We start from the raw sequence: 12714 nt of genomic DNA, 5'->3' as shown, positions 1-12714 counted from the left end.
TTTATGCACCTTTGCGGCCAAGCGCCGAAAAATCGAAGCTTGGCATCGGTGCATCATATTCAAGATGGTAGTCATCAAGGATTGGTGGTGCCTGACCGGTGACGGCCAGAAGCGCATGCACCTGCCCGCGTTGATGGGTTTGATAGACAAACAGATGTGACAGAATATCGGCCACGGTTTCAAGCGTCTTGCTGCCGTCTTCGCGAACCAGTTCGACGGCCCGGATGGCATCCTTGTCATTGAGCTGTTCACAATAGGCCATCAAACGCATATCCGCATCACGCTGGGCAGCGGCGAGTTTATCGATGGCAGCGAACGGCATTTCAGTATCAAGACACGCCCGACCACGCCTGCCATCGACCAGCGCATCAAGATAATACCAGTCATTGGTCAGGATATGGTTCAGCGTTTCAAGAATAGAGGCGGAAAAAGGCGTTCGTTTGGAGGCGAGCTCGCCATCTGTCAATTTCTGACAGACCCCATACAAACGGTGATTTGACCAGGCGTTGTTACGCGCCTGATGGAAAAACGATGTGCCCGGCATAGCTTTAAGTGTCCCAACTTTCAGCGCCCTGTCACATTCGTGTTGAATTATTCAACCGGTCACAGGATGCGCATGGTTTAGCGGACCGTTTCCTTTGCCAAAGTCCGGTGCGGTTCGGATGGCTTCGCGGACATATGCCCGCGCACGGGCAACGGAATCACTTAATCCCATGCCCTGAGCCAGCCCGGTTGCAATGGCACTTGCAAGCGAGCAGCCCGTACCATGATTATTCTCAGACGGAATGCGCGTATCTTCGAAACCTTCGATATCGCGATCCCGGCGCCACAAGATATCGACGATTTTGTCCCCGTCGGCGTGACCACCTTTTATCAGGACGGCCTCGCAACCGAGATCACCAATTTTGTGCGCTGCAGCAATCATATCAGCTTCGCTGGTGATTTTCATACCTGATAATACTTCGGCCTCTGGAATATTTGGTGTCAGCACGGTGGCAAGCGGGACCATATGGGTCATAAGTGCTTCTACCGCGTCTTCCTGAAGCAGGCGTGAACCGCTTTGCGATACCATCACCGGGTCTACAACGACCGGAATACCTGCGGCTTTTGATTTGATGAATTCCGCCACAGCGGTAATCACCGGCACCGAATGCAGCATCCCGGTTTTAAGCGCATCTGCGCCAATATCATCAATCGTCACCGTCGCCTGATGGACGATCATGTCCGGATCGATGCCAAGAACATCGAAGACTCCGGTGGTGTTTTGCACCGTGAGGGCCGTTATCGCAGTTGCAGCATAGCCACCAAGAGCCGTCACCGATTTGATATCGGCCTGAATTCCGGCCCCACCGGAACAATCCGACCCGGCAATAATCAAGACACGACCCTTCATACGACCCTTCCTTATCCTGCAGATATCAGGTTTTCGTCACAATGACCGGTTAACCGGCAACGGCGGTGATTTCGGCAACGATGCCATCAACGATCTGTTCGACCTTAATCGCGTCATCACCTTCGGCCATGACACGGATCAGCGGCTCGGTGCCAGATTTACGGATCAGGATACGACCATCACCGTTAAAGGCCCGTTCTGCCAAGGAAATGGCTTCGATGACGCTGCTTTGCGCCAACGGATCAGAACCGGCACTATAGCGCACGTTTTTAAGGATCTGCGGCAACGGTTCGAACACGCGGCTGAGTTCAGACACCGGGCCTTCGCGGCTGGCAAGGACTGCCAGCACCTGAAGGGCTGCCAACAGGCCATCACCGGTCGATGCGAAGTCCGACAGCACGATATGGCCCGACTGTTCACCGCCGACATTGCAATCAAGGGCGCGCATCTGTTCGACAACATAGCGATCACCGACCTTGGTGCGGATCAGACGGACATCGTTGCTTTCAAGGTAACGTTCAAGACCAAGGTTCGACATCACAGTCGCGACCAGCGCGTTACCGCGCAGCTGACCGGTGCGTTTCCAGTGGGTTACAACAAGGCCCATCAACTGGTCACCGTCGATCAGATGTCCCTTTTCATCACACATCTGGACACGGTCGGCATCGCCATCAAGGGCAATCCCGACGTCAGCCTTTTCGGCCAGAACCCGGTCACACATGGTTTTGGTGTAGGTCGACCCGCACTGATCATTGATGTTCAGACCATTCGGGCTGGTGCCGATTTCAATCACGTCGGCACCCAGTTCACGCAGAACCTTGGGCGCGACGGAATAGCCAGCCCCGTGGGCGCAATCAAGCACGATGCGCAGACCTTCAAGCGTGACGGTGCCCGGCAGGGACGATTTGACGGCCTCGATATAACGGCCCGGTGCATCATCAATGCGTTTGGCGCGGCCAAGCGCATTGGCAGGCACCAGTTTGCCCGAAAGGTCGCTTTCCATCAGGGCTTCGATTTCAAGTTCGACCTCGTCCGACAGCTTGAAGCCGTCCGGGCCAAACAGCTTGATGCCGTTATCCTGGAACGGGTTGTGCGAGGCCGAGATCATCACACCGATATCAGCACGCATCGATTTGGTCAGCATGGCCACCGCCGGGGTCGGCATCGGGCCGACCAGCATGACATCCATCCCCATCGAGGTAAAACCGGCAACAAGGGCCGGTTCAAGCATATAGCCCGACAGTCGGGTGTCCTTGCCAATCACGACCTTGTGGCGGTGATCACCACGGGTGAAATAATGGCCGGCAGCCATCCCGACTTTCAGGGCGACTTCTGCGGTCATCGGTGCTGTATTGGCAGTTCCGCGAATGCCATCGGTGCCAAAATACTTGCGGCTCATATTCTGTGTCTCTGCTTGCTTTGCGGGCATCATGCCCGGTCAATTCATTCTGACTGCCGGTTATATCAAAGTGGCGGCGCAATGCCACCGGCAATCGGCATATTTCAGCGCCTATTCTAGTGCCAAACTGGCAATCAATCCGTTAACAGGCAAACACGGCGATATTCGGATAAAAGCAATGACCTTCGGTCAAAAACCCGCTATCACAAGATGAAGGGGCTAAGGGGCTGAAACCGGGGGAATTTTGCGCAGCATCCGCTTGAATATGTTTCTTTTTGCGATGTTGATTGTGACCGCGTCCGGCATTTTTGCCGTTTACGGACCCAAAATCGCTGCGCATGAGGTTGCCAAAACACTCGTCCTGCCCCCCAGCGGACCAGCGGAAGTTATCAATCTGAACCGCTATCTGACGCGTCTGGTGACAGACCGCAAAGTGGAAAGCGCATTCAAAATCCCGGCAATTGCCGAATCTGAATTCGCCTCTGTCCTTGAGGCACGCGGTCCGGGCTATACAGACCGAACAATCTGGTATCGCGCGCCGGTCAAAATCGTTGATCAACCCGGACGAACGGGAAGAAGCGCCTTTATCGATATCGGACATGTGTATCTGAATGATATCGAGATCAGCATCCTGTCAAATGACGCGCGCCAGATCATCTGGCAGGAACATCTCGGCGACCGAATTCCAAGAGCCAAGGGTGGCCTGCAAAATCTTTCGCATGTTGCAGAATGGCCGAAACTGTCACTTGGCGAATATTGGCTGGTTATCGCGGTCCATACCAACAGCGCGCATGTCTTTGAGGCCGAACTCCTGCCCGATACGGCGCTGATTACCAAATCGGGCAGCAACAGTTTCATCAAGGGGGCAACCCTTGGTGTTCTGCTTCTTGCATTCGGGATTTATTTCGCGTTTGGCGTGATGTCGGGGGATCGGTCTGTTCTCTGGTATTCGGGTTATATCTTTTCGCTGTTTCTGATTTCGTTCGGGGTGACGGGTTACGCACAACTGATTTTCAAACCGTTCTGGTCGCTGGCCTCGGACTTCGTGACGGGAACCGGAACGGCGTTTGCGCTTGGTACAAGCATCATGATGTGGAGCTATATGACCCGTCTTGATCGCGAGAACCGGCCGCTGTTTCGGGTCATGGTCGGGTATTCGGTTCTGGCGATGGCAGGTTTTCTGACCGCCACATCGGACTGGTATATCCTGTATGCCAAAGTGTTTTTCGGGCCCCAGATATTCCTGCTTGCGGTTTTGCTGATCAATCTGATGTATCGCGGATATCGCCAGAAGCACACATTCCAGATGAGTTATTTGATGGTCGCGCTTGGTGTTCCGACCATCGGGGCGATGGCGCATTTGCTGCTGCTGATCGGGTGGTTGCCGGTCAACGGATTTACCACAAGCATCTTTGCCCTCAGTTCGTTTATTCAGCTTGTGCTGGTGGCCATCGCCATGGCCTATCGCACCTATGGCGTGATCAACCGGCGTGTTGATGCCCTTGCCTCCGGCCAGCGGGCCGACCAGCTTGCCAGTGAACAGCGCACCTTTATCACCATGCTGTCACATGAATTCCGTACACCGCTTGCGATCATTCAGCGCTCTGCTGAAATCCTCGGACTACATTTGCAAAAAGAGCCGGAAAGCGTTCTGAACCGGCTGTCGACGATCCAGTCCAATGCCCGGCAGCTTTCGGGCCTTGTCGATGCGTTCCTGACCAAGGAAACCCTTGATAGCGCGACATTCACCACCACGCGCGAAGCGGTTTCCATCGATACGTTTCTGCGCGATTTGATCGCACAGCGCCAACGCGAGGTCCCCGGCCAGAATATCAGCCTGATCCAAAGCGATGTTGTGATCGTCGAGATTGACCGGATCCTGATGGAACGTGCGCTGATCAACCTGATCGAGAATGCCCGAAAATATGCGCCGGGTGCCGCCGTCTGGATTTCAGCCGAACGGGCTGCCAATGGCTATGTCTATATCCGGGTTGTCGACGAGGGCCCGGGCATTGCCGCCGACGATCTGCAGAATGTTTTGAACGCCTTTTACCGCGGACGGGATTCGGTCAAAATCCAGGGGGTCGGCCTTGGATTGCATCTGACCAAACGCATCATCGAGGCCCATGACGGATCCCTGTCGGTTAGTGTTGGCGAAGAAGGCGGAACAACAATCCTGATCAAACTGCCCTATGACCGCGACATGACGGTGCTTAGGAACAATGAAAACAGGGCTGGCTTCCCGCTTGGTTATACCGAGACGTCCCATGACGGTGGGCGGCCATGAGGATCAGATCGCCGCTGTTCATGACGCCAATAACACATTCCCTGCCCGAAATGGCTTTGGTGGCGGCATTGGTGTTGTTCATCATTGCAACCATGGTTTTGATGCCATGGCACGGTGCAAACGCGCAATCTTCGGTGAATGATCAGGATCATCTGGTCCTGCCGGGCAATGTCACAGAACCGATTGAGATCACCCGGTTTGTTGCGTCCTTTGCCGACACCACACGCAGGCTTGGCTTTGAAGAGATCCAGGCCCTTCCGGATGCGGCCTTTCAGCAGTCATCTGCCATACCGTCCTTTGGCTATACCCGCGATGTGATCTGGCATCAGCTTGATCTCACCATCACCAATGACATGACGAAACGCGCCCTGCTTGAAGTCGGGCCGAACTATCTGAATTTCATTGATGTGTTTCTGGTGCCCGATGGACTGGGTGATCCGGTCTGGCATACCCGTCTTGGCGATCATGTCCCGGCCAGCGCGCGCCAATATGGCGGACGAGCACATATCGCCGCCCTGCCCCTGATGGAGCCGGGAGATTATCGCCTTTATGTCCGCTCGCAAAGCAACAGCGCCAATCTGATCTGGATGACACTTTGGCCGGCAACCGACCTGGTTTCCTCGCTGTCCTTCCGTGATTTGGCATCAAATGTTTTCTTTGGCTTCATTCTGGCATTAGGGTTGGCCTATCTGGCGCTTGGTCTGATTGCCCGGGATCGGATTGTCGTTTTGTACAGCATCTGGGTCCTGGCAATCGGTGTCACGGCGGCCACCGTCAATGGCGTGGTCTTAAGCGAGCTACGACCGGAAATACCTTGGCTCAATGACTTTTTGTTGGGAACAGCCAACATCATTACCTATGGCGTGACGGTGTTCCTGTGGCTCTACATTATCGATGCCAAAAAGAAGCATCCTTTGGCTTACAAGATATGTTGCGCGTACGGGTTTTTCATTCTGGCCATTGCGGCCGGTGCCACGACCGATCTGTATACCATTTTTGGCACCTATATTGTGCCAAGCCATTCGGTCTTTATGGCCACGATGTGCGCAATCCTGATCAAACGGGCGTCTGAGGACATCCACAACCCGCGTTACTGGGCGTTCCTTGTGGTTCTGGCCGTCCCGACCGGGGCCGCGATCATGATCCAGCTTGCCCTTTCGGGGGTGATCGATGCGACCAGATTGCGTCTGGAACTGCATAGCTACACCTTGATGTTCCACCTTGTCGGGATGGGCATCATCATGACGATGCGGTTGTCGCGCATGGACAAGGAACGGGTCACTGTCGTGCGCAAGGCAGAAGAAACCACCTCGCTTGTCGAGGAACAGCGCAAACTGATTTCGATGCTGTCGCATGAATTCCGAACACCACTTGCGGTGATCCAGCGATCATCAGAAATGCTGATGCTGCGCCTTACAAACCATAAGGATGACGTTCTTGAACGTTTGCAACGCATTCAGCTTCAGGCCCAGAAACTGGCACGTCTTGTCGATATTTTCCTGACCAAGGACGGTATCGATACCCAGGAACTGTCACTTGCGCGCAAGACAGTTCCGATCAACCGTTTTCTTCAGGAATTTGTCGCCCAGACCACACGCGAAGGTGCGGAAGTTCAGGCGGCATTGAGCCGAACCACAGGTATCGAGGTCTTTATCGACGAAACCCTGATGGGGCTTGCGATTACGAACCTGGTTGAAACGTCACGGCGCTTTGCGCACGGGGCACCAATCCACATCAGCACTCATCGACATTCCGAGATGCGGGTCGAAATCAGTATCCCCTGCCGCGGCGAAGAGCTTGATGAAGACGAGATCGCCATGATTTCCGATGCGCTGTTCCGGCGTGATATGGAAAGCCAGTCATTGCAGCGCGCACTCGGGCTGCATATTTCGCAGCGTATTGTCGTTGCCCATGGGGGATCGGTCACCCTGCGCCAGAAGGGCGCACGCAGCATCGAGCTTTGCCTGCTGTTACCGTGCGAGTAGCTGGCCGCTGTTTATTCGGGCGGGAAACAAACGGATCAGGAAGCCTCGGCCTCGCCGGCAATGGCGGCGGGTGACGTAAAGGCATAGCCGCGACCGTACGCCGTTCGCACAGGCAGTTCTTCGCCGATTTCCTTGATGATTTTCTGACGCACGCGCCGGATTGCTGTATCCAGATTGCGGCAGTTTTCCGCCGTGTCGGCCTTACCGAGCGCCTCGACGATTTCAGGACGTGTCAGCCACGCCCCATTGGCGTCAATCAGGATCTTGACGATGGTGCGTTCGGTCGCTGTCAGCTTGGCTTCATTGCCTTGGGGATTGCGCAGGGTCCAGTTAAGCATATCGAGAACCCAGCTGTCCTCGGGGATTGCCGTTTCTGCCGTCGCTTCGTTATCCGAGCGTGACGCACGGCGCAGGAGCGGTTTGAGGGCGGCCTCGATCACCGATAGCGGGCTGTCTTTCGTCAGATAGACGTCGGCACCGGATTTATAGCCGGTCAGGTGATTGTCCATTCCCGAAAGCGAGGTCAGCATCATGATGCCGCAATCAACGGTTTTGCGGACATGCTGGGCCAGCTCATAGCCATCCGCGTCGGGCAGCATAATATCAAGAATGACCGCATCAGGTTTGCGCGCAGCAAGAGCCCGGTAAAATGCAGCCCCGGTTTCACACCCGACCACATCGAAACCGCACATCTCAAGATACTCACACAGATCCTTGTTCAGATCGGTGTTATCTTCCACGACATATACACAGTGCGTCATAGCATTCCAGCCAGACCTGACATCAGCAGGGAACGGCTGCGTCAGACCGCCAATCTCGTTCATCTAAAGACCTTCGCGTTCGCTTGTTGTCCAACCATCAACTGTGACTTTGATGTCACTTTTGTTTGATACTTATTGGTATGTGGTCAAAGGACCGATTCTGCAAGTATCAACCGTAAATGGTCAGAAAATGCCAGAATCGAATTTGCCGCAAAAAAAGCTCGCAATCGATCAGAAGCCAAGCCTCCTTGCGATTGCGAGCCATGTTTTAAACGATGCCGATAAAATGACAAGTTATACGTGCAGAGGACGCACCGAATACACCGTCAGACGATGGATGTGGAACTGGCGACGGAAATCGCCTGCACCGTTTCGGGCACATCATGCACGCGGATCATCTGAACCCCGTGACGCCATCCATTGACCGCAGACGCGATTGAACCACCCAGACGCTGCTTGGGATCGGCCTTGGGATCAATCTTGCCGATGAATGACTTGCGCGAGGTGCCCAGCAGGATCGGGCAGCCCAATCCATGGAAAATGGCCAGACGCGACAGCAGTTCAAGATTGTGCGACAGCGTCTTGCCAAAGCCGATGCCCGGATCAATGCAGATGCGATCACGTGAAATACCAGCCCGCTCGCAGCTTTCGATGCGATCGAGCAGATAGTCATAGATATCAAGCACCGCGCAATCATATTGCGGGTCGGCCTGCATGGTTCCCGGTTCGCCCTGCATATGCATCAGCATCACCGGTTTGCCAGATGCGGCTGCAACCTCCATCGAACGTTCGTCGCCCTCAAGCCCCGTGACGTCGTTGATGATCGCAGCACCGGCCTCAATCGCGGCCTCCATCACGCCAGCGTGGCGGGTATCGATCGAAACGACATGTCCCTTGGACGCCAATTCGCGGATCACCGGGACCACACGATTGATTTCCTCGTCCTCGGACACGGTATCGGCCCCCGGACGGGTTGATTCGCCGCCGACATCAATGATCGATGCGCCCTGCTCTATCATCGCCGTAGCGCGCGCCACTGACTGTTCGGTGGTGTTGTAATCGCCGCCATCGGAAAAGCTGTCAGGCGTAACATTGATGATGCCCATCACATGACAGGACGCCATATCAAGCCCGGCATAATCCGGGCGTTTAGCCATCAGGCGGTCCAGAACGGCATTGATTTCATCAACCCGGCCACTGTTTTGAACCCAGCCTTCAAGGGCAAGCAGCGGCAAGATCATACTTTCAGCACCACCACCTTCGCGACGGCGGATGATTTCAAGTGCCGAAAATCCCCGGCGCGATCCGGCGAGTGGCAAGGTATTGGGATCATCGGCATGGTCGATGAAACCGGTCGGTGCGTAGTAAAGCGGTCCTTCAAAATCGGCAAAGCCCCGCACATCGGCGGGGCTTCGCAGGACCGATCGTTTGATCTCGTCCATCAGTCTCTTTCTGTTAGCTTCCCGGTTGCGGTTCCGGGGAAAGGTCCCCGCCGCCGTCACCAGGGTTATCCTTGCGGGCACCGCCGGTGCTTGGCACCGTGGAGCGACGTCCGCCACCTGCATCCTTGCCGCCACCCGAAGTATGGCCCGGACGGTTGATTTCCTCGCCACGCAGCAGCGCGTCGATTTCCTTGCCCGACAGGGTTTCATATTCCAGAAGACCTTTGGCAAGCTTGTGCAGGTCATCAAGATGTTCGGTCAGAACGCGCTTGGCGAATTCATAAGCCTCGTCGGAATAACGACGGACTTCTTCGTCAATGAGTTGTGCTGTTTTTTCCGAAACGTTTTTGTGCTGGGCAACGCTGTGACCAAGGAACACTTCTTCCTGGTTATCAACATATTTGACATTCCCAAGCTTGTCGGAGAAGCCCCACTCGGTCACCATCTTGCGCGCATATTGCGTCACCATGTTGATGTCCGAAGATGCCCCCGTCGTGACCTTGTCCTTGCCAAAGATGATTTCCTCGGCAACGCGGCCACCCATGGCAACCGCAAGGTCGGAAATCAGCTGTTCGTAGGACTTGGACACCTGATCACGTTCCGGCAGACGCATCACCATACCCAGTGCGCGACCGCGCGGGATGATGGTGGCCTTGTGGATCGGATCAGACGCAGGCGTATGCAGTGCGACCAGTGCGTGACCACCTTCGTGATAGGCGGTCAGTTTTTTCTCGTCATCGGTCATGATCATGGAGCGACGTTCAGCCCCCATCATGACTTTATCCTTGGCGTTTTCGAAATCAGCCATGGTGACAACGCGCTTGCCAAGACGCGCAGCAAGAAGGGCTGCTTCGTTGACAAGGTTTGCCAGATCCGCACCCGAGAAGCCCGGGGTACCACGTGCAACCGTGCGCAGATCGACATCCGGACCCAGCGGAACTTTACGCGCATGAACACCCAGAATGCGTTCACGGCCTTCCAGATCCGGGTTCGGCACGACGACCTGACGGTCGAAACGACCCGGACGCAGCAATGCAGGGTCCAGAACGTCCGGACGGTTGGTTGCAGCCACCAGGATCACACCTTCGTTGGCTTCGAAACCATCCATCTCAACGAGGAGCTGGTTGAGCGTCTGTTCGCGTTCATCGTTACCGCCGCCAAGACCGGCACCACGATGGCGGCCCACAGCGTCGATTTCATCGATGAAGATGATGCAAGGTGCGTTTTTCTTGCCCTGTTCGAACATGTCACGCACACGCGATGCACCGACACCAACGAACATTTCAACGAAGTCAGAACCCGAGATGGTAAAGAACGGAACGTTTGCTTCGCCGGCAATCGCACGTGCCAGCAGCGTTTTACCGGTACCCGGAGGACCGACAAGCAGCATGCCTTTGGGGATTTTACCGCCAAGGCGCTGGAACTTCTGCGGATCGCGCAGGAAGTCGACGACTTCTTCAAGCTCGCTTTTGGCTTCTTCAATACCGGCGACATCTTCGAAGGTCACGCGGCCGGACTTCTCGGTCAGCATCTTGGCCTTGGACTTGCCAAAGCCCATGGCCTTGCCGCCGCCGCCCTGCATCTGGCGCATGAAGAAGATCCAGACACCGATGATCAGAAGCATCGGGAACCAGCTGATCAAAGCGCTCATCAAAGGAGACAGGCTTTCTTCAGGCTGTGCGATGATGCGCACGCCCTTGTCGTTCAGCTTTTCAACGAGGTTCGGATAATCCGGGGTGTAAACATTAACAGAGCGACCGTCGCGCGTTTCTGCAGTCAGGTTGTTGCCCTGGATGGTGACTTCGGAAATCTGACCTGAATCCACTTCGGCCAGGAAGTCCGAAAATGCCAGCGACGACTGACCGGACCGTCCGGAGGGCGACTGAAACAGGTTAAACAGCGCCACCAAAAGGATGGCGATAATAACCCACAGTGCGAGATTTTTTCCCATATTCATTCCAAGCTACTGGTCGCAATTTGTGTGTGCCGTGACGCAAAACTTCCTGCGCAGGGTCTGACAATCAAATAGTCATAAGCCCCGCTTACGCAAGTAGGTTGTCGGGTTTCGGTGACGATTTGAAACCACTTTCCCACAAAGGTACTTGCGGCGCAAACTGCCAACTGCCACCAGAGGCGATCAGGCCCCTGCCCAGAGGCCGTCCGCAACCGGCGGCGGATAGTACGTCGGAAAGCTCCGAAACCTCAAGCCCGCCAACAGATAACAAGCCTTCTTTATCGTAGAGTGCAGGCATGGATGCAAGGGCCGCGCGCGGTAAATTACCAATAAATGGTGCAATTTCGCCCAATGCGGCGCGAAAAGACTTCGTGTGAAACACATCACAAAGGCCAAGTGGTGCGATCCAAAGTCCAGTTTGCCCTGAAATTTCCGCGTCATCTGCCTGCCATTCAAAGCGATTATCAAACCGCACAACCAAAGATCGTGTGAGTGATTCGGCATCCAACGCAATCGGATCCTGCGCCATGCGGCCAAATTCGCGATAAACGCAAATCCCGCCTTTCCGGCCATGCAAGACGCAGCCGCCCAGACTGATGCGGGCTGTTTTATCCGCACCAAGGCGATCCAATGCAACGCGCAGTTTATCAAGTGCAGGCATATATCCTGCGCCCCCCACTGTACGCACCACCTGTCCCAGTGCATGGATCGCAGCGTTGCGATCTGTTTTCGGATCCAGCAGCACATCCGGATTAAGGATCGCAACCCCGTTCGCATGCAGGGTCACCGCCCCGGCCAGCAATCGGCCAATTCCCGTTTCAAGATCACGGCGCGCCGATGCGTCGGCGTTTATATCGGGCGGGCGTGATGCCCCTGCCTCAAACGCCTTGCGCACGCGCACGCGCTCGAACTTTTCGTCGATGTTGGAAGGATCTTCGATCCACGTCTGCCCGCGTGCCGTCAGGGTCGCCACCAAGTCAGCCTTGGCAACGGCCAAAAGCGGACGCAGCACCCGGCCATGTCGCAGATAGCGCCGCGCAGACATTCCCGCCTGCCCAATCGGGGTCGTGCCACGATCGCGGCGCATGGCAATGGTTTCGCGTTGGTCGCCTGCATGATGGGCAACCAATAGATGGAAAATGCCAGTACCACGCATCAGCTCATCAAAAATCTGATAGCGGGCCTGGCGCGCCTTTTCCTGCACGGCGCCGGTTGGTTTTTCGCCCTGCCAGTGTTTGGTGATGTGTTCGATGTTATGGCGGGCAAGTTCGGCTGCGACCCAGCGGGCCTCGTCAGAGGCGGCCTTGCGCAGACCATGGTCAACCGTAACCGCGACCACGCGCCCGCCTTGTGCCTGACACCAGTCATGGGCCAGCAGTGCAAGCGCCATGCTGTCGGCCCCGCCCGAGACACCAACAAGGATTTCAGGGGTAGTTTCAAACGGGGCGAACGCCATCATCAGTCTATCAAAGGCAACGGCGTCCAGTGGAGAT

At 55.6% G+C, this 12714-nt stretch carries 9 protein-coding genes and 1 pseudogene; 3 read left to right on the top strand and 7 right to left on the bottom strand.

What is annotated here, in order from left to right; genetic code table 11:
• Position 1: 1 nt before the first annotated feature.
• From AUQ41_RS06205 to glmM, 3 genes are read right to left on the bottom strand one after another with little or no spacing between them, the layout of a single operon-like run.
• The gene (locus tag AUQ41_RS06205; protein ID WP_063087197.1) at positions 2-544 is read right to left on the bottom strand and encodes a DinB family protein; all 543 of its coding nucleotides are present in this window, start codon (positions 542-544) and stop codon (positions 2-4) included.
• Between the two features lie 51 nt (positions 545-595).
• Positions 596-1393 carry a bifunctional hydroxymethylpyrimidine kinase/phosphomethylpyrimidine kinase gene (gene thiD, locus AUQ41_RS06200; RefSeq protein ID WP_063087196.1) on the bottom strand — a complete coding sequence of 266 codons (798 nt, stop codon included), beginning with the start codon at positions 1391-1393 and terminating at the stop codon, positions 596-598.
• Between the two features lie 49 nt (positions 1394-1442).
• On the bottom strand, positions 1443-2792 hold the full coding sequence (glmM, locus tag AUQ41_RS06195; protein WP_063087195.1) for a phosphoglucosamine mutase: 1350 nt from the start codon (positions 2790-2792) through the stop codon (positions 1443-1445).
• Positions 2793-3654: 862 nt separating this feature from the next.
• On the opposite strand from glmM, the pseudogene AUQ41_RS21330 reads away from it, so the two are divergent.
• The 3 genes and pseudogenes from AUQ41_RS21330 to AUQ41_RS06185 form a co-directional block, all read left to right on the top strand.
• Positions 3655-4248 (top strand): annotated as a pseudogene (locus tag AUQ41_RS21330) (7TM diverse intracellular signaling domain-containing protein); the annotation flags it as partial.
• Positions 4249-5079, top strand: a complete 831-nt coding sequence (locus AUQ41_RS21325; RefSeq protein ID WP_369813533.1) for a sensor histidine kinase — start codon at positions 4249-4251, stop codon at positions 5077-5079. It begins immediately after the preceding pseudogene.
• Entirely contained in the window at positions 5076-7064 is a 1989-nt protein-coding gene (locus AUQ41_RS06185) for a 7TM-DISM domain-containing protein (protein WP_083952743.1), read from the top strand. Before AUQ41_RS21325 ends, AUQ41_RS06185 begins: the two co-directional genes overlap by 4 nt.
• Positions 7065-7099: 35 nt before the next feature.
• Here AUQ41_RS06185 and AUQ41_RS06180 read toward each other — a convergent pair whose 3' ends face one another.
• The 4 genes from AUQ41_RS06180 to tilS all read right to left on the bottom strand — a co-directional run bounded on the left by AUQ41_RS06180 (position 7100) and on the right by tilS (position 12680).
• Positions 7100-7825, bottom strand: a complete 726-nt coding sequence (locus tag AUQ41_RS06180; protein WP_232308320.1) for a response regulator transcription factor — start codon at positions 7823-7825, stop codon at positions 7100-7102.
• A gap of 326 nt (positions 7826-8151) precedes the next feature.
• Positions 8152-9267, bottom strand: a complete 1116-nt coding sequence (gene folP, locus AUQ41_RS06175) for a dihydropteroate synthase (RefSeq protein ID WP_063087191.1) — start codon at positions 9265-9267, stop codon at positions 8152-8154.
• 13 nt (positions 9268-9280) lie between these two features.
• Complete coding sequence (ftsH, locus tag AUQ41_RS06170) at positions 9281-11224, bottom strand: ATP-dependent zinc metalloprotease FtsH (protein WP_063087190.1); 1944 nt, start codon at positions 11222-11224, stop codon at positions 9281-9283.
• Between the two features lie 85 nt (positions 11225-11309).
• The gene (gene tilS, locus AUQ41_RS06165; RefSeq protein WP_168173401.1) at positions 11310-12680 is read right to left on the bottom strand and encodes a tRNA lysidine(34) synthetase TilS; all 1371 of its coding nucleotides are present in this window, start codon (positions 12678-12680) and stop codon (positions 11310-11312) included.
• Positions 12681-12714: the final 34 nt, after the last annotated feature.

It is taken from the genome of Thalassospira sp. MCCC 1A02898 (genome assembly GCF_001618185.1).
Classification (GTDB): Bacteria; Pseudomonadota; Alphaproteobacteria; order Rhodospirillales; family Thalassospiraceae; genus Thalassospira; species Thalassospira tepidiphila.
Note: the sequence above shows the minus strand (reverse complement) of the source record. Positions and strands in the feature narration are given on the sequence as shown.

Excerpts from the sequence above, each read along its gene's own strand:
- AUQ41_RS06205 (WP_063087197.1), bottom strand. The coding sequence starts at position 544 with ATGCCGGGCACATCGTTTTTCCATCAGGCGCGTAACAACGCCTGGTCA.
- ftsH (WP_063087190.1), bottom strand. The coding sequence starts at position 11,224 with ATGAATATGGGAAAAAATCTCGCACTGTGGGTTATTATCGCCATCCTT.
- glmM (WP_063087195.1), bottom strand. The coding sequence starts at position 2,792 with ATGAGCCGCAAGTATTTTGGCACCGATGGCATTCGCGGAACTGCCAAT.
- folP (WP_063087191.1), bottom strand. The coding sequence starts at position 9,267 with ATGGACGAGATCAAACGATCGGTCCTGCGAAGCCCCGCCGATGTGCGG.
- AUQ41_RS06180 (WP_232308320.1), bottom strand. The coding sequence starts at position 7,825 with ATGACGCACTGTGTATATGTCGTGGAAGATAACACCGATCTGAACAAG.
- tilS (WP_168173401.1), bottom strand. The coding sequence starts at position 12,680 with ATGATGGCGTTCGCCCCGTTTGAAACTACCCCTGAAATCCTTGTTGGT.
- thiD (WP_063087196.1), bottom strand. The coding sequence starts at position 1,393 with ATGAAGGGTCGTGTCTTGATTATTGCCGGGTCGGATTGTTCCGGTGGG.
- AUQ41_RS06185 (WP_083952743.1), top strand. The coding sequence starts at position 5,076 with ATGAGGATCAGATCGCCGCTGTTCATGACGCCAATAACACATTCCCTG.
- AUQ41_RS21325 (WP_369813533.1), top strand. The coding sequence starts at position 4,249 with ATGGCCTATCGCACCTATGGCGTGATCAACCGGCGTGTTGATGCCCTT.